This window comes from Microbulbifer maximicatervae (SeqCode) (assembly GCF_056232625.1).
The window spans coordinates 732,455-753,417 of sequence record NZ_CP174324.1 but is presented as its reverse complement, the minus strand read 5'-3'; the positions used below and the strand labels follow the sequence as shown (position 1 = coordinate 753,417).

General features: G+C 51.5%; 23 protein-coding genes. 1 reads left to right on the top strand and 22 read right to left on the bottom strand.

Annotated elements, in window-relative coordinates; translation table 11 throughout:
* Positions 1 to 285 precede the first annotated feature (285 nt).
* Positions 286 to 2,448 carry a M4 family metallopeptidase gene (locus tag ACJJI6_RS03340; protein WP_444896982.1) on the top strand — a complete coding sequence of 721 codons (2,163 nt, stop codon included), beginning with the start codon at positions 286 to 288 and terminating at the stop codon, positions 2,446 to 2,448.
* Positions 2,449 to 2,574: 126 nt separating this feature from the next.
* On the opposite strand, the gene ACJJI6_RS03335 is transcribed toward ACJJI6_RS03340, so the two are convergent.
* The 22 genes from ACJJI6_RS03335 to ACJJI6_RS03230 form a co-directional block, all read right to left on the bottom strand.
* Positions 2,575 to 4,233, bottom strand: a complete 1,659-nt coding sequence (locus tag ACJJI6_RS03335; RefSeq protein WP_413662275.1) for an alanine/glycine:cation symporter family protein — start codon at positions 4,231 to 4,233, stop codon at positions 2,575 to 2,577.
* A gap of 109 nt (positions 4,234 to 4,342) precedes the next feature.
* A complete protein-coding gene (locus ACJJI6_RS03330; protein ID WP_475712493.1) occupies positions 4,343 to 5,380 on the bottom strand; it encodes a D-cysteine desulfhydrase family protein in 1,038 nt (345 codons plus the stop codon).
* A 63-nt stretch (positions 5,381 to 5,443) separates the two neighbouring features.
* Positions 5,444 to 6,037 carry an OsmC-related (seleno)protein gene (locus tag ACJJI6_RS03325; protein ID WP_475712492.1) on the bottom strand — a complete coding sequence of 198 codons (594 nt, stop codon included), beginning with the start codon at positions 6,035 to 6,037 and terminating at the stop codon, positions 5,444 to 5,446.
* A gap of 137 nt (positions 6,038 to 6,174) precedes the next feature.
* Positions 6,175 to 6,507 (bottom strand): preprotein translocase subunit YajC, encoded by a 333-nt coding sequence (gene yajC, locus ACJJI6_RS03320; RefSeq protein WP_282932486.1) that lies wholly within the window; start codon positions 6,505 to 6,507, stop codon positions 6,175 to 6,177.
* Between the two features lie 111 nt (positions 6,508 to 6,618).
* On the bottom strand, positions 6,619 to 7,065 hold the full coding sequence (locus ACJJI6_RS03315) for a helix-turn-helix domain-containing protein (protein ID WP_020415217.1): 447 nt from the start codon (positions 7,063 to 7,065) through the stop codon (positions 6,619 to 6,621).
* 416 nt (positions 7,066 to 7,481) lie between these two features.
* Positions 7,482 to 7,958 (bottom strand): thioredoxin-dependent thiol peroxidase, encoded by a 477-nt coding sequence (gene bcp, locus ACJJI6_RS03310; RefSeq protein ID WP_475712491.1) that lies wholly within the window; start codon positions 7,956 to 7,958, stop codon positions 7,482 to 7,484.
* A gap of 83 nt (positions 7,959 to 8,041) precedes the next feature.
* Entirely contained in the window at positions 8,042 to 8,680 is a 639-nt protein-coding gene (locus ACJJI6_RS03305; protein ID WP_413662277.1) for a DUF2244 domain-containing protein, read from the bottom strand.
* Between the two features lie 72 nt (positions 8,681 to 8,752).
* Positions 8,753 to 9,733, bottom strand: a complete 981-nt coding sequence (locus tag ACJJI6_RS03300; protein ID WP_475712490.1) for a malate dehydrogenase — start codon at positions 9,731 to 9,733, stop codon at positions 8,753 to 8,755.
* 133 nt (positions 9,734 to 9,866) lie between these two features.
* Positions 9,867 to 10,490 (bottom strand): dUTP diphosphatase, encoded by a 624-nt coding sequence (locus ACJJI6_RS03295; RefSeq protein ID WP_444942543.1) that lies wholly within the window; start codon positions 10,488 to 10,490, stop codon positions 9,867 to 9,869.
* A gap of 27 nt (positions 10,491 to 10,517) precedes the next feature.
* Positions 10,518 to 11,294 (bottom strand): TatD family hydrolase, encoded by a 777-nt coding sequence (locus tag ACJJI6_RS03290; protein ID WP_413662278.1) that lies wholly within the window; start codon positions 11,292 to 11,294, stop codon positions 10,518 to 10,520.
* Positions 11,295 to 11,301: 7 nt separating this feature from the next.
* The gene (locus tag ACJJI6_RS03285; RefSeq protein ID WP_413662279.1) at positions 11,302 to 11,655 is read right to left on the bottom strand and encodes a PilZ domain-containing protein; all 354 of its coding nucleotides are present in this window, start codon (positions 11,653 to 11,655) and stop codon (positions 11,302 to 11,304) included.
* A 104-nt stretch (positions 11,656 to 11,759) separates the two neighbouring features.
* Complete coding sequence (locus tag ACJJI6_RS03280) at positions 11,760 to 12,785, bottom strand: DNA polymerase III subunit delta' (protein ID WP_413662280.1); 1,026 nt, start codon at positions 12,783 to 12,785, stop codon at positions 11,760 to 11,762.
* Between the two features lie 47 nt (positions 12,786 to 12,832).
* Positions 12,833 to 13,453, bottom strand: a complete 621-nt coding sequence (gene tmk, locus ACJJI6_RS03275; protein WP_282932477.1) for a dTMP kinase — start codon at positions 13,451 to 13,453, stop codon at positions 12,833 to 12,835.
* A complete protein-coding gene (gene mltG / locus ACJJI6_RS03270) occupies positions 13,453 to 14,517 on the bottom strand; it encodes an endolytic transglycosylase MltG (RefSeq protein WP_475712489.1) in 1,065 nt (354 codons plus the stop codon). Before mltG ends, tmk begins: the two co-directional genes overlap by 1 nt.
* Positions 14,514 to 15,284, bottom strand: coding sequence for an aminotransferase class IV (locus tag ACJJI6_RS03265; RefSeq protein ID WP_444896975.1), 771 nt, complete (start codon positions 15,282 to 15,284; stop codon positions 14,514 to 14,516). The genes mltG and ACJJI6_RS03265 overlap by 4 nt, the downstream gene beginning before the upstream one ends.
* Before the next feature lie 45 nt (positions 15,285 to 15,329).
* Positions 15,330 to 16,571 carry a beta-ketoacyl-ACP synthase II gene (gene fabF / locus ACJJI6_RS03260; protein ID WP_475712488.1) on the bottom strand — a complete coding sequence of 414 codons (1,242 nt, stop codon included), beginning with the start codon at positions 16,569 to 16,571 and terminating at the stop codon, positions 15,330 to 15,332.
* 191 nt (positions 16,572 to 16,762) lie between these two features.
* Positions 16,763 to 16,999: an acyl carrier protein gene (gene acpP, locus ACJJI6_RS03255; protein WP_020415205.1), complete on the bottom strand. Its 237-nt coding sequence runs from the start codon at positions 16,997 to 16,999 to the stop codon at positions 16,763 to 16,765.
* 225 nt (positions 17,000 to 17,224) lie between these two features.
* On the bottom strand, positions 17,225 to 17,968 hold the full coding sequence (gene fabG, locus ACJJI6_RS03250; protein WP_282934677.1) for a 3-oxoacyl-ACP reductase FabG: 744 nt from the start codon (positions 17,966 to 17,968) through the stop codon (positions 17,225 to 17,227).
* 56 nt (positions 17,969 to 18,024) lie between these two features.
* Entirely contained in the window at positions 18,025 to 18,969 is a 945-nt protein-coding gene (gene fabD / locus ACJJI6_RS03245; RefSeq protein ID WP_475712487.1) for an ACP S-malonyltransferase, read from the bottom strand.
* 51 nt (positions 18,970 to 19,020) lie between these two features.
* Entirely contained in the window at positions 19,021 to 20,079 is a 1,059-nt protein-coding gene (gene plsX, locus ACJJI6_RS03240) for a phosphate acyltransferase PlsX (RefSeq protein WP_282932473.1), read from the bottom strand.
* Between the two features lie 3 nt (positions 20,080 to 20,082).
* Positions 20,083 to 20,277, bottom strand: a complete 195-nt coding sequence (gene rpmF / locus ACJJI6_RS03235; protein WP_108733564.1) for a 50S ribosomal protein L32 — start codon at positions 20,275 to 20,277, stop codon at positions 20,083 to 20,085.
* 73 nt (positions 20,278 to 20,350) lie between these two features.
* A complete protein-coding gene (locus ACJJI6_RS03230) occupies positions 20,351 to 20,893 on the bottom strand; it encodes a YceD family protein (RefSeq protein WP_108733565.1) in 543 nt (180 codons plus the stop codon).
* Between the last annotated feature and the right edge of the window lie 70 nt (positions 20,894 to 20,963).

Genomic DNA, 20,963 nt, shown 5'->3' with positions numbered 1-20,963 from the left:
TCGAAAACAATTCAAATATATTAGTTTGCCATCACCTTTTTGTTGCCTAGATGCGTATGCAGGGTAATCTCAAGTTGCCCAATTAATTAGGGCAACCGGTTTGAGAAAGCGAACGCCACTGCCGCTACCGCGGTCCCTTCCTGGCGACGGTTATCTTCTGCTGTCTTACCACATAAAAATCCAGCCTGTATTGGCCAACCAGATTTAATACGGTCCCCACAAGGGAAATACGGCTGTATACCGGCGGATTCATATATAAAAAAGCTATAAAAGGGAAAGCTAGCAATGAAGCATTTTGTAGGACTAAGCTGCACTTTAGCCTTGGCTATTAGTGCACATGCTGTTGAGCGCGTCCCCGCCACGGCGGACATGCTCTCACCACAAACTTTAGCTGCCACCGGCGGATCGGATATGGCGCTCGAAAAAGTTCGTGAGCGCACTCTCGTCAACGGCAAAACCGTAGCCCGCTACCAACAGACTCACAAAGGCATTCCTGTCTACGGCCAAACAGTAACCAGCTCCGGGCAGGGTCTGATTACTGAGGTTCGCGGCAATGTCATCACTGGGCTGGAACTGGAAGTACCCAATATCAAAGCATTTATCAATGAAGATAATGCTATTGAGCGGGCAATGGACCACCAGATCAACTGGCGCACGCAGCAGGGCGTTATCCAGGGAGCTTTGTCAGTTCAGGCTTTGAAGCTGGAAGCACATAACCCCAAAAAGAAACTCTACGTCTATATCGATGAGCAAGACAATGCCCGCTTGGCTTACCTGGTCAACTGGGTTGAGTACGGCGATGAACCCACACGCCCCTTCTACTTTATCGATGCAATGACTGGCGAAGTTCTCAAGCATTGGGACGGCTTGAACTTTGCACAAAATGCGACAGGCCCAGGGGGCAATTCAAAGACCGGGCGCTACGAGTACGGTACTGACTACCCCCACATGATTGTTGACGACAGCTGTGCCATGGATACGGACAATGTAGAAACCGTTGATATGAACCACAGCACGAATGGCGGTAGCATCCACTCGTTCACTTGCCCGGACAATGACTATAAGTCAATCAACGGCGCTTACTCACCACTCAATGACGCACACTTCTTTGGCGGTGTGGTCTTTGATCTCTATAGCGACTGGTACAACACATCCCCTCTCACACAAAAACTGAGAATGCGGGTGCACTACAGCAACAACTACGAGAATGCCTTCTGGGATGGCAGCCAGATGACATTTGGTGATGGCCAGAGCTACTTCTATCCACTGGTTAGCCTCGATGTTTCCGCTCACGAAGTCAGCCACGGCTTTACCGAGCAAAATTCGGACTTGAATTACTACAATCAGTCCGGCGGTATCAATGAAGCCTTCTCTGATATTGCCGGTGAAGCTGCCGAGTACTATATGCGCGGCAGCAATGACTGGTTGGTAGGGGCCGAAATCTTTAAGTCCAGCGGAGCACTCCGCTACTTTGAAGATCCAACTGACGATGGCAGCTCCATCGGTCATGCCGATGATTACTACAACGGCATGGACGTGCACTACAGCTCCGGCGTCTTTAACCGGGCCTTCTACCTACTGGCGAATACCAGCGGCTGGAATACCCGCACAGCATTCGACCCCTTTGTTCTTGCCAACCAGATGTATTGGAGTGCCAATACTGATTTTGAAGATGGTGCCTGTGGTGTTTTCTCTGCAGCATCAGATTTAGGCTACGACACTGATGACGTTGTTGCCGCATTCTCCACGGTAGGCGTTTCCACCAGCAGCTGCGGTGGCGGCGGTGGTGGTGGCGGTGGTGGTAATGAAGGCGGAGAACTCGAAAACGGGGTTACCGAGACCGACATCGAGGGCAGCAGTGGTGATGAAGTTCACTTCACCCTGGATGTACCCGCAGATGCCACAGGCCTGTCTTTTGCAATGTCAGGCGGAAGCGGCGATGCCGACCTCTATGTTCGCTTCGGCAATGCTCCAACCACCAGTACTTATGATTGCCGTCCGTACACTTCAGGCAACAATGAAACTTGTGATATCGCTGACGCTGATCTACAGGGCGGAACTTATTACGTCATGGTGCGCGGCTACTCTTCCTTCTCCGATGTCACCCTGGTAGGCAGCTACACCGGTGGTGGCGGTGGTGGTGGCGGTAGCGACAGCTGGGAAGAAACCAACCTTTCTGGTTCTCGCAACAGCTGGCAGCACTTCACCATTGAGGTTGATGCTGGAGCTTCTACCCTGAGCGCCGTAATGGAAGGTGGCAGCGGAGATGCAGATCTCTATGTTCGCCACAGCCAAGAGCCTACCCGTACAGCGTACGACTGCCGTCCCTACCAGTGGGGCAATGACGAAAGCTGCACCATCAGTAATCCGGATGCTGGAACCTGGTATATCAGTATCCGCGCTTACTCTGCCTACTCTGGCGTTACCCTGAGTGCAAGCACTGAGTAATTGAGCTGATTTCCACCCAGCAGGTCTCTGCTGGGTGGGCAAGCTCTAGACCGATCAAAGGATCGGCGGTGCACAAACAAAAAAGGCGGCCATACTGGCCGCCTTTTTTAATCAAACCCAGACAAATTATTTATGGCTTGGGTCTTTCCAGTAGTCCTTCACGGTATCTTTCATCTCCTTGGCCAACACAGTTATACCAAACAGGTTGGGCAAGGTCATTATCACAATGGCCACCGCAGAGAGGTTCCAAATAACTGTGGTGTCCTCAATCGCAGCCCAGAAGAATGCAATAACGTAAACTATTCGGTAAGGCATTACTGCCTTGGGGCCGAAAAGGTAAATCATTGAGCGGTCGCCGTAGTATGACCAGGCAATTGCTGTAGAGAAAGCAAACAGCAGAATTCCCAAAGTAACAATCAGACCACCGTATTCACCAAAGTAACCGCGCTGGAAGGCAAGATTGGTCAGGGCCACAGAGTGCACCAGGGACTTACCCCAAATATCCACATCTTCATTGGCAAACTTACCATCTTTCACATCCAGAACACCGCTGAAGCTGTCATCCCCCACACGGAAGTCCAGGTCTTCAGCAATAGAACGGGCGTGAATGAGGGTAAAGTCCTGGCTGTTCAGCGGGTGGCCGTCAGTCACAACAATGGAGCCGTTATAGGCCTTAACATCACTCTCCTGACCGCTCAAATACTTGAACAGCTGCTCAACATCCTGGGTATTCTTCTCATCGTAGCTACCCGCTACAACGTAAGTATCTGCACCTTCAAACAGGTTCTCGTGTTTCTCAGTCCAAACACCAGAAGAAAGAATCACAAGTCCGGTTAAGGTACAAATGATAATGGTGTCGATAAAGGGTTCCAGCAGGGAAACCATACCTTCAGAAACCGGCTCGTCTGCGCGAGCGGCGGCGTGAGCAATAGGTGCAGAGCCCTGACCCGCTTCGTTCGAGAAGAGGCCACGGTTCACACCACGGTTAAAGGCATAGGCAAAGCTCGCACCCAGGAATCCACCTACAGCCGCACTACCGGTGAAGGCATCGCGGAAAACAGCCCCAAAGGACGGCAGAATATTTTCGTAGTTGTAGATGATAACGCCCAAGGCACCTATTACGTAGATAACTGCCATAGTGGGAACAATGGTGGAGGTCACTTTAGCGATTCGGGTAATACCGCCAATAATCACCATGCCCAGCAAAATCGCCAGGATGCCACCCGTCAGAGCCTTCTCAACACCGAAAGAATCGTGCATTGCCTGGGCAATATTGTTGACCTGGGGCAAGCTGCCGGTACCGAATGAACAGATAACGGTCGCGATTGCAAAGAGCACCGCAAGCCATTTCATATTCAAACGACGCTCCATGTAAAACATGGGGCCACCCGCGTAGTAACCATCCGCTGCTTTAATACGGTATTTGTGTGACAGGGTCACTTCCACAAACTTTGTGGTCATACCCAGGAATGCGGTCATCCACATCCAAAATAGCGCAGCCGGACCACCGAGGAAAATAGCCAAGCCAACGCCACCGATATTACCGGTACCTACGGTACCCGACAGTGCTGTAGCCAATGCCTGGAAGTGGGAGGTATCACCCGGGTCTCCGGGCTTGTCGTACTTACCGCGCACAATCTTGATCGCATGCCCAAAATAACGAAGCTGCGGAAAACCAAGATAAATGGTGAAAAAGAAACCGACTCCAAGTAACACCCAGGGGAACCAAGGTGCTGAGCCGAGCATGCCGTCTATTAACAACAGCAGATTGTTAAAGGAATCCAAACTAACCCCCCACTACTCTGACTTATTTCTGTTTGTTTTATATACAGATACAACTGTAATTTGTTGCGCAGGTTAGCAGCTTACGCGGCACGAGAACAGTAATGTCGTATTATTCGGCCACTGGGAAGAAGTGAGTTCGGTGGGGGAATAGGCCAAATTGCCCTCCGGTATGAATAAAAACCAGGTTGTCTGAGCCCTGGTAATTTCCTTTTTTTAACTCCTGTAGCAGACCATGAAATGCTTTGCCGGTGTAGACAGGATCGAGAAGAATCCCCTCCAGGCAAGCCAACTCTTTAATAGTTTGGTAAACCTCTGGCTCCGCCACCCCGTAAGCGGGACCTTTATAGTCGGCATTAACCAAAATCTTGAGAGACTCAAAATCAAGCGATACACCAGACTGTGCCATCCACTGCGAAATATCCTCACGCACTTTCACTTGGAAATAATTTGCACTGTCGCAAACGGCGAAACCCGTAACATTCGTACCGGCTTCCAGCAAGTGGCATCCCAAGGTCAAACCCGCTTGGGTCCCACCGCTGCCAGTAGCGCATAAAATATGATCAGGCGAGAAGCCCCTATCTGCACAGTCTGCCAATAATTCCTGAGAGGCCGAGATATAACCCCAGATGCCTAAACCGTCGCTGGCACCAGTGGGGATACAGAAAGACCTCTGCCCTCTGGACAGATACTCAGCAGCCCAGCTGTCAAAGAGGCCCTGTAAATTCCGGGAGTATTCCTCCGGTGAGTAAACTGCAATTTCAGCACCTGCCAACTCATCCAGTAAAAGGTTGCCATCGGGATTTGCAGTGCGCTCGCCACGTAAAATCAACTGAACCTTAAACCCCAATCGAGCCCCCACCAAAGCAGTGGTACGGCAATGATTGGATTGAATTCCACCGCAGGTTATCAAGACCTCCGCTCCCACAGCCCGCGCCTTTGCTGAAACAAATTCGAGCTTGCGCAGCTTATTTCCGGACATTGCGGATTCGGTAAGATCGTCTCTTTTTATCCAGATTCTCGGCCCATCATAAGGCAAGGAATAACGCTCGGTGATACGGTCCAGCGGCTGTAGTGGCGTTGGCAGATTTGCAAGGCGTACGCGATCGGGCAGCTTGATAGGCAAACTCTTCAGCAATTTGAGCACCATGTTAGCAATCTAAAAATGCGAGCAACTGAAAGCTGGCACCAACATAGGTGTACAGCTGGGGGGTCAAGGGTCGTTATAAATCAAGGATACTTCAGCCGGAACTGAGTTTATTGCCGTTTGCAGCCCCATACAGGCAGTCCGACAGGCGGCCACCATCCTCTCAATAGACTGCCTTGGCTCTTCTGATTCCACAAACACAAAGATATCTATACCCTCGCAAAGCCCCTTATGAGGCTGGTCATCCGTGGAGTTTTGCAAGCTGTAAATTTCAGCTTTAAAGCGCATCTGCTGCTCCAGGCGCACACTATCAACCTTGAGCTTGACTGAATTAATGTATATAGAAATATGACTGAGAAAGCAAAATGCAATTCCTGCTGACAAATAGTCTAGCGGAGCTGGAGCACTATCCGCACCACCTATAATACTGCCCTCGTCACATCGTAATTCAAACGCACTACAACCTGGCACACTAGCCTGAACAACCCCTGTTTTCAGAAACCCATCTCCAACAGAAGTTTTAGCGGAAAGATTTACCTGAAAATAGAAGCTTCCATCATCCTTCTGCGGCTCCTCTACCTGGACTTCCTGTAAAGTGGGCAATGATCGGACTTTTCTAACAATACTGATTTTTTCTTCTTTTTCACCCGTAAACGACATAGCACTCACCTGAGACTATCTATCAACAAGGTAAAATTAGACCAAGCCCTCAAAACATAAAGCTGGCAGCAATAAAAAAGCCCGGCAATTGCCAGGCTTTTTTAGTTACGACATTCAAAGATAAACCCTGAATAGGATTAGATCTTTTTAATCGTACCTTTCGGTAATACTGCGTGCACAGCTACTTTTTGGAACTTCAAAGACATGCTGTCTGCAACTTCCAATACGATGTAGTCCTCATCAACCTTGTCGACGCGGCCCAGCATCCCGCTGCTCATTACAACTTCGTCACCCTTTTTCAGAGCGCCAACCAGCTCTTGATGCTCTTTCTGGCGCTTGCGCTGTGGGCGAATAATAAAAAACCACATGAATGCAAACAAACCCGCAAACATCAGCAGGGTTATCATCGGATTACCCTGTGCTGCCGGCGCCGCTTCCTGTGCCATGGCGGAGGGGATAAAAAAGCTCATGCAAAACCTCAAAGAGTCAGCCTATTAAATTGCCGCCAACTCTAACGGGTTTGCCCCGCCGAGGCAACGGATTGGGCCGATCCCGTAGAGACCGGCCAAACCAATCCACACTCAGAACCTCTGGCGGACCTGCCGGCGGTAGCCAGTGGGAGACATCCCGGTCCAGCGTTTGAACGCGCTGGTAAAACTGGTTCGATCAGAGAAATCGAGAATTCGTGAGATTCCATCAACGCTCAGCGCAGTATCTTTGAGGAAATGCACCGCGTGACGAAAACGAACATGGTCACGTAAAGATGCAAAACTGAGGTTGTGTTCCTGCAACCGGCGTTGCAGAGTCCGGGTGGACATACTTAGGTCGGACGCTACCGGGCGAATAGCGAGAGAGGCCTTACCGATACGCTGCTCCAGCACATCTATTACCCGTGCGGCAATACCAAAACTGGTTGCTTCGGGGGGGGCCAGCAGCTGGTCGAGAATATTCGGGTCTCCGGATATTCTGGCCTGCTGAAGTGATTTGTCTTCAGAGAGCGAAGTCTGGTCGGGCTGAGTATGGTTCATCGAGCTGCTCCTATTGAGTTCCGTGAGCCGCAGTTATTTTTCTATGTCCGCATCCAGCGAATCCCGGTTGCCCCTGCCCACACCAACACAACATCAACTTCGGCGGACGACTACGTGATGCGGGATGCACCAAAAAACAGACATCGAATCCTTCACAGAGATGTACAATTTTTAAACTAACCGCTCCGGCAATTCCCGCAGAGAGACTCTCTCTAGCCGGCGCACCTTTCCTTTACAACTGCCAGTATAGACCAAGAATTAAGAAAGCAAGGGGCGACAGTGCTTTTTTTCATCTTATTGTGTACCAAGGGCCCAAAATACTTACTTTCGGTACCCACGTGTCGCCTTTGAGTCCGAAAGGTAGGGGCTACAGCAGACCAAGCACCAGTCCAGCCCCGCCCCTCAGAGTCTGGCAATTAATCCAGGTTCTCGCCAATCCAATTCAAAACATCAGTGTCATGGGTCTTGGTTTTAACTTTGTCGATAATATGGCGAAGGCGCCCACTCTTATCGATAATAAAAGTTGTTCGCAGAAGCCCCATGTACTCCTTGCCCATAAATTTCTTCAAGCCCCAGCAGCCATATTTATCAGCAATCTTGTGTTCTTCATCAGATAGCAAATCAAAATTCAGTTCGTGCTTGTCGATAAAGCGCTGCAACTTTGCTTCTGGATCCGGGCTCACCCCCAACACAACAGTATTGGTTTTTTTAAATTCAGCCGCACTATCGCGAATCCCACATGCCTGAGTGGTACAACCGGGGGTAAGTGCTTTCGGGTAAAAGTAGAGGACGACATTACTTTTGTCACGAAAATCCTTAAGTGACACTTTCTCGCCACTTTGGTTGGTCAGCGTAAAAGCCGGAGCCAAATTACCGATCTTCGGAAAAGCCATCTGATATCCCCTGTGGAACAGTTAAGAGTAAAGCGGGGATTATAGCGAAAAGAAACAAACGAGACGCCAGTTCTATAGAGAAATCAGAACTGCTGCAGACGAAACTCTTTCTCTTTCCTGGCACAAATGCCAAAACGACCTAACTTCTGCACCAGCTCCGCCTTTTCAGCTTCGGTGAGGAACTCCCCGACTTCAAGGCACCCCTCAGGACCACTAAAGTTTACCGAAGCCATTTCGGTAGCACTGCTCCCCATCCTTACGAGTACTGCCAACTTATCGCGGGCGAACTCCCGGTGATACACCGTTTGCTGCCTGAACCCCTTACAGCAATCCAGAATTACCAACTCCTCATTGATGCGTATTACTTCTCTGCGGGTCCCTTCGAGGTACACGTAGGTAAACAGGATGCCCAGCAGGATCATTTCAAGCCCGGCAAAGGGAAGAATCATCCAGGCTCCCGCCATCGCAAAAGCGAGGCTGATTCCAAGGGATACCCCAACCAGGGAGAAAAACACCCACAGATTGCCGGAGAGGGACAGGGACTGGTTAGGCTGCAGCAGGATACAGGCGCAACGGGCGGTGTTGCGGCCAACTTCAGTGACCATAGCAGGGACATCCGGCAGATATATAAAATCAGTGTAGTGCCGATGGCGGCAGCTCACACGAAGATACTGACCGGGAAAGTTTCCTGGTCCGGGCCGGGGTTTACAAAATTCAGGCATAAAAAAACCCACACCTCAGTGTGGGTTTTTGGGAGAGGTCTGCGGCCAAGGCCTGGGACCTGTCACTCCCTATTACGGCAGCAGGTGTGCTACTGCATCACGCTCTTCCGCCAGCTCCTGCTCGGTAGCAGACATTTTCTCGCGGGAGAAGTCGTTGATGTCAACGCCTTGAACAATTTCCCAGTCGCCGTCTTTGCAAGTGCAAGGGAAAGAGTAAATCAGGCCTTCCTGAATACCGTAAGAACCATCGCTGAATACAGCCATGCTGGTCCAGTCACCTTCAGCGGTGCCCAGAGCCCAATCGCGCATATGGTCGATAGCAGCGTTGGCAGCGGAAGCCGCAGAGGAAGCACCGCGCGCCTTGATGATAGCTGCACCACGCTGTTGAACAGTCGGGATGAAGTCGTTTTCGTACCATTCCTGCTCCACTTTATCCATGGCTGCAGCACCGGAAACCTTCACTTGGTGCAAGTCTGGGTACTGAGTGGAAGAGTGGTTGCCCCAAATGGTCATATGGATGATGTCGTTAACGCTGGAATCAGTTTTGTTTGCCAGCTGAGACAGAGCGCGGTTGTGATCCAGACGGGTCATCGCGGTGAAGTTACGCGGGTCCAGGTCTGGCGCATTGCGCTGAGCGATCAGGGCATTGGTGTTAGCCGGGTTGCCAACAACCAGTACTTTTACGTTACGAGAAGCAACGTCGTTCAGGGCTTTACCCTGTGCAGAGAAGATAGCAGCGTTAGCTTCCAGCAGGTCCTTACGCTCCATACCCGGTCCACGGGGACGCGCGCCTACCAGCAAAGCGTAATCTGCATCTTTGAACGCAACAGTAGCGTCATCGGACTGAACGATACCCGCGAGCAGCGGGAAAGCGCAGTCTTCAAGCTCCATAGCAACGCCTTTCAGCGCTTCCAATGCCGGAGTGATTTCCAGCAATTGCAGAATAACCGGCTGATCTTTGCCCAGCATTTCGCCAGAGGCGATGCGGAACAGCAACGAATAGCTAATCTGACCGGCAGCGCCGGTAACAGCAACACGTACAGGTGCTTTCACGATAGTTCTCCCTCGTTTGTAAGCGGCCGCATTATAGGGCCTCGCGAGTAAATTTCATCTTACACAAGCGAAATAGCGGCTCAATTTGTATGACAAAACCTCTCAGACTGTATTGGACACTCTTTGCGAGTGTTTATGTCAGCGCCAATTCCCGGTAACGCGTCTGCAGTGCCTTGTAAACCTGATCACTGTAATCAGCAGCAGATGAGTCCAAAAGTCCGGCAATTTCCGCTAGGTGTTCATTGTCTTCACGGCCCGCCCAGTTTTTTACATAGCTGCCATCTTTATAGCCGTTATCCTGACGGAATCGGTTGAGTACATTTTTACCAACGTATCGCTGGTACAACTCAGCAAAAGACATTTCTGCATCGGCCAATAGTTGAGCAAAGCCAGCAACATCAAACTGCTTGGTGGCCAGGGTGTTCAAGGTGAAAGACTCGAGGTTTTCACGGAAATCACCCGCCGTACGCTCGGAACCGGCAAACTCCTTCAGCATGATCTCAGCCACTTCCTGCGGAGAGCCTTTTTGCAACTCAAGGCTCAAACCGAAATGCCAGATATCCACCAATTCAAGCTTCACCTGATCCATTTCTGGAAGTTGCTTCTTCCACCACTTCCAACCGTAATGGTCTAACAACTCTGCACTTTCTACCCAAATAGCGCGGTACCAGGCAAAGTTTTGCTCACGCCAGTTTTCATTTACTACTGTATTAATCTGGTCTTGCAGAGTCAGCATGACTTGCAACTGCTGCTTCATCATAGGGGAACATCCAATAGACCCGGATCAAACTGCCCGGGGGAATAATCTGAAAAAGTTTTCTGAGGTGATTTCGGCCAGCTCTTCGTAGGGAATACCGCGTAAATCAGCGATAAATTCTGCCACTTCACGCACATAGGCCGGAATATTGGGCTTACCCCGATAGGGCACTGGAGCCAAATAAGGGGAGTCGGTCTCAACGAGCAACCGATCCAAAGGCAGCCTGCGGGCGACATCCCGCAGCTCTTCGGCATTTTTAAAGGTCACGATGCCGGACAAAGAAATATAATAATTGAGATCCAGGGCAGCCTTGGCCATATCCCAGCTCTCGGTAAAACAGTGCAGAACACCTGCGGTATTGGTATTACCGTGCTCTTTAATGAGAGCGATAGTATCTTCCCGCGCATCTCTCGTATGCACAATAACCGGAAGCTCTGCCTGCCCCGCCGCTTTCAGGTGTGCAATAAAGCTCTGCTGCTGGATTTCCTGGGTGTCAGTGCTGTAGTAGTAATCCAGACCTGTCTCCCCCAATGCAACAACATTGGGCTGGTTAGCCATTTCCACCAGTCGCTCAACATCCGCCATGCCAGAGTCGACATCCAACGGGTGCACACCAACGGAACAGACTACGTCCTCGTAGCGGGATGCGATTTCAACAACCGCATCGGCGTTTTCCAAACTGATACCGACACAGAGGAACTTGCCAACACCGCGACTGCGGGCCAGGTCCAATACAGTATCCAGATCGCCATCAAATTTATCGAGCTTAAGTCTGTCCAGGTGACAGTGAGAATCAACAAGCATTAGAGAGTTACAACGTATGGGTTGGGCGGCTGGATTCTAAGGTTCCCGCCAAGTGGGTTTCAATCTTGTTTTGCGCGATATTGTCCTTATCGCCAAATTGAACTCCGATTCCGGGAGTGCGGTTGCCTTGAGCACCATTGGGGGTAATCCAGATCACCTTACCGGCAACCGGAATCTTTTCCGGCTCATCCATTAAGCTCAGAAGCAGAAAAACCTCATCGCCAAGGTTGTACGATTTATCCGTACTGATAAACAAGCCACCATTCTTTACGAAGGGCATATAGGCCGCATAGAGCACAGATTTATCCTGGATTTTCAGTGACAGGATGCCGTTGCGGGCACCGCCTCCCATGGCTTTCATGGACAACCTCAATGTTTATATTTCTAAATGATGCGCTAACTTATCTAAGCCCGCTGCCTGTGTCCAGGCAACGTCAATTACCCTACCCGACTTGTGCAAGATGCCTAAGCAAAAAGCTTCGCCCAACGAATAAATAATTCTTCCAGCAGCAAACGACGATTGGGGTTAGCTGTGCCCAGTAACCCTTTCCGCGCCTGAAGCAAATGATCGTAGAACGCAAATACTGGCTGCAAGCTTTGCTCACTCGACCCCGGCAACCTCTGCAAAAGAACCATTAGCTGGGCATCTCCACTAAGATCACAACTGCGAATCTGCACCATCTGGGTTAACCAGTGCTGCCAAAAAAGCAGTAGCTGAACCAATTCAACACCCTCGGCCGGTGTTTCCCAACGGCCCGCTGTAGAGACTGAACTTGCCGTACCCTGAGCTACAGCAACCAAATCTTTAAAAAACTGCTCACGTACTTCTCTCGACTTGGGCTCGGCCAGCTCCGCCGCCAATAATGGTGCCCCGCCTGCCAGAGTTAAGACACGCTGTGCCAGCGGCTCTTCCAGCCCATTGCTGTATAGCCACTGTAGCGCCACCTCTCCAGTTGGGGGCGGAAAAGCTATAGATTGACAGCGACTTCGAATGGTTGGCAAAAGGCCTGTGGGGGCATCGGTGATCAACACAAAGATAACGGAGGGTGCCGGCTCTTCCAGGTTTTTCAACAGGGCATTGGCTGCGTTGACATTCATCGCCTCCGCCGGCGACAAACAAACCAGACGCGCCCCGCCCCGCCCACTGGTGCGGGAAACAAAGTTGCCCAGCTGACGGATCTGTTCCACTTTCAGCGGGCCACCGGGCTTTTCAGGTTCAACTTGCAGGAAATCAGGATGCGAGCCAGCCATCCACAACCGACAATCCTTACACTCTCCACAGGCCTGACCTGCCCTCGGTTGCTCACATAGGGCCAACGCAGTAAAAGCAGCCGCGAATTGTCGCTTTCCCAACCCCTCCGGGCCAGTCAGCAGCAAAGCGTGCGGGCAGCGGCCCGCCTGCAACTGCAAGCCCAACCGCTGCCATTGCTCGGAGTGCCAGGGAAGAGGTACCGGTATCGATTTATACTCAAAAGTTTCAGGCACAGACATCAGCCACAATTCTTATCATTTAAAAATAGATTCTGGGGCAAGATAGCTTAAAGCAACAGCTCCAATTGCTTGGCTAGATCCATCTGCACCTGCTCCAGAGATTGGCCGGCATCCACAACCGCGTAACGGGCAGGTGCAGCTTCAGCTCGATCGCGATAAGCCGCACGCACCCGCTGAAAAAACTCCAGGTGCTCACTCTCAAACCGATCCGCTTCCCCAGTCCGTGCGGCTCGCTGTAGCCCCACTTCTGGATCGAGATCCAATAAAAGCACTTTATCTGGACGCAAATCCCCTTGAACTGTCTGCTCCAACTGCTCGATCAATTGTCGATCCAGTCTACGACCACCGCCTTGGTAGGCATAGGTAGCATCGGTGAAGCGATCACAGATCACCCAATCCCCACGTTTTAAGGCGGGCAGTATAACCTGAGACAGATGTTGCGCGCGGGCGGCAAACACCATCAATAATTCCGCCGTGGGATCAACGGATTCATCCCGCTTGGCCAATAACAGCTCGCGCAGCTGTTCTGCCAACGGGGTGCCTCCCGGCTCCCGAGTTTGGATAAAGTTAATATTGTGCTTTTTGAGCCACTCGGTGATGAAGAGTAAATTGGTAGATTTCCCCACCCCCTCTACACCCTCGAGGGTGATGAACTTGCCGTGCGACACTAATTCTTTCCTTTTGCCGGACTCGAGCGGTAATCCGCGCGCCTTTTCAGCTGATACTCCCGCACCGCACGGTTGTGCTCTGTCAGAGTCGCTGAGAAATGATGAGATCCATCCCCTTTGCCAACAAAATACAAGCTCTTGCCGGGCTTTGGATTTAAAGCGGCCCGAATTGCCGCTCGCCCAGGTAGGGCAATCGGCGTAGGGGGAAGGCCATTAATAACATAAGTATTATAAGGTGTTGCCTGGCGCAGGTGTGTACGGGTCAGATTTCCGTCAAAGTCCTCACCCAAGCCGTAAATTACGGTGGGGTCTGTCTGCAAGCGCATACCTTTATTCAGCCTGCGTACAAAAACACCAGCTATTTCACTGCGCTCAGATGGCTGCCCTGTCTCTTTCTCGATAATTGAAGCCATGATTAAGGCTTCATAGGGCGACTTATAGGGCAGATCATCCCCTTTTGATTGCCACTCCTCATCCAGTACCTTCTGCATCCGATCATAGGCCTGACGCAGCAGCTCAATATCTGTGGTACCGGACCGGTAGACGTAAGTATCCGGGAAAATCCAACCCTCGACTTCATCTTCCTTTAGGCCCAGGGCCTGGGCAGCGGCACTGACATTGCTCCCCTCTTCGGACTGAACGATTCTTTCACCGGAGCGGATTTGTCGCAGGGCCTGGCGAAAGGTCCAGCCCTCTAATAGCGTAATGCGATAGCGGGTAACTTCACCGCGATTCAGGCGCGCAATCAAGTCCCGCGCGTTACTGCCAAAGGGAACTAAATACTCGCCGGAATGGATTTCTGTTGTGCCCTCCCAGTAGGCATAGGCGAGGAGTATTTGCGGCCACTGGATTATCCCTTCGCCCTGCAAGCTTCGCAGCGTCCGGGACAAACTTCCGCCCTTTTCCACCTGAAGCGTAAGCCCATCTTGTGCAATCGGCAGGGGGGATTCCAAGGCTTCCTTTGCCACGTATAGAGAGGCAACTGCAACCAAGCAGGCCAATACCAGCCCACCAAATAACAGCTTCAACACTCTCCAAGCGAAACTCGCTTGCTTTTTCTTCACCACAATTTATCCAATATCAGCTTCTGTAGCTTGCGGGTCTCGACACCCACAGGCCAATTTTTGTAACCGATTACCTCTACCACCGGTAATACACCTCGAACACTGTTGCAGAGAGCCAGCTCATCGGCCTCACAGAGTTCGGAAAGCTCCATGTCTTCCTCTTGCCAGTGGATATGGCTCGAGAGCCACTGCCGCATCACACCATGAACACCACACCGGTGCAGGGATGGAGTCATCCACTTCCCACCAAATCGGGCCAGGATATTACAGCGCAGGGTTTCGATGACCCTTCCCGCCGAATCCAGCATCAATCCATCGAGAAATTGACCCACCGGCAGCTCTGCTTTTGCCGCATTATATCGGTTACGGAGTAAAGTTTTGCAGCCCTGGTTCGAATTACTACCGATCGGCAAGCTCGTCGAACAAGGGAAAAGGCTAGTGCCCACCTGCCCCTCAGCGGTTTCAATCAGCGGCCGCAGCACCAAATCCCAACATTGCTGCCCGCGCACACTGCCAACACGCAGGCGCGCAATCGCCTCAGGCCAGCGACAGCCGGCTGTCAATTTTAACGTCGACTGCTCAATTTCTCCCAGACAGGCCTCATCCAACACTCCCGAACGCTCCAGGCGAGCGCGGTGGAAAGACCAAAGCGGTAGACCTTTGTTGTGACAGCGCATTGTTTCGAGGATTCCACCCGAGTAATCAGCATCATCTGGTAACTGATCAACGGCCAGCCCCCGAAAGTACATTTGAGGTAACTGGTACATGGAACTCCCAAGGCAGGTGTGCCCACCTCGCGGTGGGCACGGGAATCAGACTCGCTTGAATATCAGTGACCCATTGGTGCCACCGAAACCAAAGGAATTGGATAGGACTGCATTGATTGCCATCGGCTGGGCCTCTTGGGGCACCAGGTTAATACCGGCACAGGCCTCATCCGGGGAGAAGAGATTAATAGTGGGGGGCGCAACCTGGTCGCGCAATGACAATACCGAGAAAACGGCTTCAATAGCACCGGCAGCCCCCAGCAGGTGACCGGTCATCGACTTGGTAGAACTCACAGCGAGGGAGTCCGCCACCCCCGCGAATACTTTTTTAACCGCCAGGATCTCAGCTGTGTCTCCCAGCAGAGTAGAAGTACCATGAGCATTGATATACTGGATATCACTTGGGCTCATACCGGAATCTCTCAAGGCATTTTCCATTGAGAGAGCAGCGCCTGCGCCATCTTCCGGAGGAGAGGTCATGTGGTGGGCATCACCGCTCATACCAAAGCCAGCTACTTCTGCATAAATCTTGGCTCCGCGAGCGATTGCATTTTCGTACTCTTCCAAAACGAGTACCGCAGACCCTTCACCCAGTACAAAACCATCACGGTCTTTATCCCAGGGGCGGCTTGCTGATTGCGGATCATCATTGCGGGTGGACAGCGCCCTTGCCGCACAGAAACCGCCGAGCCCTACCGGGGTGGTAACCATTTCTGCACCACCACATACCATCACATCGGCATCACCGTGCTGAATCGCACGAACTCCGAGACCAATCGCATGGGTTCCTGTGGTACAGGCTGTTGTCACTGCCAGATTGGGGCCTTTGAGGCCATATTTAATCGAGAGGTTACCCGCAACCATATTAATGATGGCGCCAGGTACAAAGAAAGGTGATACACGGCGAGGGCCTTTTTCGGCAATCAGCAATGAATTATCTTCGATAGCCAGGATACCGCCCATACCAGAGCCAATACAGGTACCCACGCGCGGACCCAGCTCTTCGGTTACCTCCAGGCCGCTATCTTGCATAGCCTGAATACCGGCAACCAGTCCGTACTGCAAGAAAGTATCCATCTTGCGCGCTTCTTTTGCGGGCATGTATGGCGTGGGATCAAAATCCTTTACAGTAGCGGCGAAGCGGGTTGAAAAAGCCGAGACATCAAATGTCTCAATCGGAGCAGCACCATTAGCTCCCTGTAGTACCCCAGACCAAGTATCCTCTAGGGTGTTACCTAACGGGCTAACGACTCCCATTCCGGTTACAACAACTCTTCTTTGCGACACTGCGCTCCCCCCTGAAATTTTCTGCTACCGTCCTTCACCAATGTAGTTAAAAGAACAACATCCGGTCAGCAGTCACAATTCCGTAGTACCAATAACAAGAAAGCCGCGCTATGAAACATAGAACGGCTTTCAGAATCGCTCGGCTAGGTACAGCATATTGAGCTGCCCGTGCCTAAACTACCCAGCAGGAATTAACCAAGGTTATCCTTGATGTAATCCATTGCCAGCTGAACAGTAGTGATTTTTTCAGCTTCTTCATCGGGAATTTCAGTTTCGAATTCCTCTTCCAAAGCCATAACCAGCTCAACTGTGTCGAGTGAGTCAGCGCCCAGATCTTCAACAAAAGAGGCTTCAGGCTTAACGTCTTCTTCCTTAACGCCCAGTTGTTCAGCAACGATCTTTTTAACGCGCTCTTCAATGCTGCTCATGATTCAATTTAACTCCTAGTGGGTAAAAATCTGTTTTAGTCGCTATTGTTTTTCACCGTATCCAATGTTGTTGGTGATAACGACCGGCTCACACAGCTTTTGGATAATTCAGAGGCCATTGTACCCCAAGTTTTTCGGGATGTAATGTGCGGCCCCTCAACACCATCAGCAAAAACATAAATATCTCTAAAATCAATAAGTTAAAGAGACATTCTGAAACACAAACTACGCCATGTACATACCGCCATTGACATGAATTGTCTCGCCGGTGACATAGCCTCCCGCATCACTCGCCAGGAAGGAAACCACCGAAGCAATTTCTTCCGGCTTCCCGAGCCTCGCGAGAGGAATCTTACCCAGAAGCAACTCGCGTTGCGCTTCAGGCAAGACTTTTGTCATATCAGTATCAATAAAGCCGGGGGCTACGGTATTAACCGTGATTCCTCGGGAGCCCACCTCTGAAGCCAGGGAGCGGGCAAACCCTCCCACACCAGCTTTGGTCGCCGCATAATTGCTCTGACCGGCATTACCCATACTACCTACGACGGAGCTGATATTAATAATCCGCCCCCATCGCGCCTTGGTCATATCGCGCAGGCAAGCCTTACTCATGCGATAGACCGCGGTCAAATTCGTATTGACGACTGAATCCCACTCGTCATCCTTCATGCGCATCAACAAGTTGTCCTTGGTGATGCCAGCATTATTAACCAATATCGCAGGAGCACCAAACTCATTTTTTATCGCTGCATGAAGCTCGGAAATACTTTCCGCATTGCCCACATCCAGAACTTTACCGGCACCTGCGATACCGGCTTCTGCGAAGCGGGCGCTTATTTTTTCAGCACCGGATTCGCTGGTGGCAGTACCAATAACTGTGGCACCCATTCCACCGAGCATATCCGCAATTGCCGCACCAATACCGCGACTTGCACCTGTCACCAAGGCAACTTTACCCTCAAGGGACATCTGTAAGGTCATTCTCACTTATCCTTATTCGACTACTGGACTACTTTTTGAGCGATTTATACCGCTGTAGCTCGCAGAGCTTCATTAAAGTTACTGGGGCTATCGATTGCGTGACAGGAAACACTTCGATCGACACGTTTGATCAGGCCAGACAAAACCTTACCCGGACCACACTCAACCATTTGCTCCACTCCGGAGCCAATAATTTTTTGTGCGCAGGCAGTCCAGCGAACCGGGCGATAAATCTGCTCGATCATCAGGGTCTTAATTTTTTCCGGATCCGCTTCAAGCTCAGCGTGGACATTGTGCACGATGGGTATTTCTGGCGCGTTAAATTCTGTCGTCTCTATTTGAGGGGTCAGCTTTTCCGCCGCAGGACGCATCAGTTCAGTGTGGAATGGGGCACTGACCGGAAGAGGCATGGCCTTCTTTGCACCGGCAGCTTTACAGGCTTCGATGGCGCGCTGCACCGCCGCGCTACTTCCCGCAATAACAATCTGGCCGGGAGAGTTGTAATTCACCGCAGCGACTATTTCACCCTCAGCAGAAGCAGCACAAGCTTCTTCAACAGCTGCATCATCAAGACCGATGATCGCAGCAATAGCGCCCTCCCCTACGGGAACCGCCTCTTGCATCAAGCGGCCGCGCTCGCGAACCAAATGAACCGCATCTTTAAATGCCAGAACGCCAGAGCACACCAGTGCTGACCACTCGCCCAAACTGTGACCGGCCATGAATGCAGGCTGGGCACCGCCGCGAGAGCGCCACATGCGATAAAGGGCAACACTGGAAGTCAGTAAGAGAGGCTGGGTACGCTGGGTGAGATTAATGGCTTCCTGCTCGCCATTCTGGCACAGGTCCCAGAGGTCATAGCCGAGCACATTGGATGCTTCGGCAAAAGTGGCCTGAATTTCAGGCGCCTCTTGGGCAATCTCAGAGAGCATACCTATTTTCTGGGAACCCTGCCCCGGAAAGACAAATGCGAGTGCGGCATTGGTCATAAGATATCCTTAACCTAAATGTGGCTGATTTCAGTAAGGGAAAACTGCTTTTCACCCTTCATCCATGGAGCGTCTTTCGCCGGATTGTGCCATAGCGGCATCGACCCTGGCTGCCAGGTCAGCATCGGCACACTCCTTCGCCGTAACCATCGCCCGATAAAAAGCTTCGCTGCTGGCACCGCCGTGACTCTTGATCACGTTGCCCTTTACCCCTACAAAGCTGGCGCCATTATAGCGAGCAGGTTCCACCTGTGTACGCCATTTTCGCAACAGCTTTATGGCCAATTGGCCAAAAAAACGCTTGAAACACCCTCTTTTCTCGATTGTGAACGCTTTTTGACCCATTAGTCGAATCACACCCTCGGCAGATTTCATCGCGACATTACCCATCAGGCCGTCGCAAACAACCACATCTACCGAGCCGGTAAAAATATCATGCCCCTCAACAAAGCCAACATAATTGACCCCGGGGTCTGCATCGAGCAGCTCCGCTGCACGGCGTATTTCGGCGCTACCCTTATGTGCTTCCGCCCCAATATTGAGCAGCGCCACCTTTATATCCTTCACACTCTTGCGGGCAGTATGAATCCGCTGAGCCTCTATCCCCATACGGGCGAACTGAAGCAAATCCTCAGCACTGCAATCCACATTGGCACCAAGGTCCAAAAGATAGCAGGAACCCATACCCGAAGGTACAGACTTACCGAGCGCCGGCTTCCTAACACCTTGGATATTACCGAGAATACTGCGACTCAACGCCAACAAGGCGCCGGTATTGCCGGAGGTAACTGCAGCCTGCACATCTCCCGATGCAACACTCTTCAGAGCCATCGCCATGGTTGAATCGCGCTTATGGCGAACAGCCTGCAACGGATTGCACTCTTGAGTGATGACTTGCTCGCAATGGATAATTTCGAGACGGCGGGTAACGCGGCGGCGATGGCGCTGCAGCTCTTGATGAACCAGAGCTTGAAGCTCTGCGCGCGGACCGAATAGCTTTAGCTGCGCTTCAGGGAAGTTTTGAAGAAATCTAATACATGCCGGAACGACAGAGCGGGGACCTAAGTCCCCGCCCATTGCATCCACGGCCAATCGCAATTGGCTGGACAAAGCTTACTCTTCTTCAGAGCCGCCGCTAACTTCGATCACTTTGCGACCACGGTAGAAACCGTCTTTGGTCACGTGGTGACGACGGTGCTTTTCACCGGTAGTCGGATCGACGGAAAGGGTAGCACCTGCGCCCAGCGCATCGTGGGAACGGCGCATACCGCGACGGGAACGAGTCTTCTTGTTTTGTTGAACAGCCATTGCTAGCTCCTAAAATAAACAAATTTCGCTGGAACCGGGGCGCCTACCGGCGAGCCCAAACTCATCGGGAAACCTAGGATTTACCCGACGAACCCTTCAACTGCTCCAGCACTTTAAAGGGGTTTGCCTGTTGCTCATCCGCCTCGGCAACCTCGCCACCAAAATGAAAGCTCTCCTTGGAGACACATTCTTCCTGGTGATAAGCCACCATTGGCAAATTGAGCAAAATTTCATCTTCAAGGATCTGGTGCAAGTCCAGCTCATCGCCGTCCTGGATCACCGGGTCCAGATCTTTGGGCAGGGCCTTACCCTGCTCCTCAGTCCATACGATACCCCAGCTAAACTGTGCCTCGATCTGCTCATGGACCGGTGACAAACAGCGCTGACACAAAAGGTCAACTGCAAGTTGAACCTTGCCACTCACCGTTTGGTGACCTTGCAAGTCTCGCTCAAACTGCAATTCAGCAGAAATCTCTCCGTGGACAGACTCAACTGCGCTACCAACCCGAGGCAGGGACTCCAACGGCAAAACACCATCGAGCAACTGCTCTCGCTGTACCAATTTCCGAGCATCAATGCTCTTTGGCAATACTGATTTAGAGGGGGCTATCGACATAAGCGCGCAATTCTATGGACTCACCTTAGCCTTGTCAAAACAAATCAGGCATTGCAGTATCGCCCGGTCA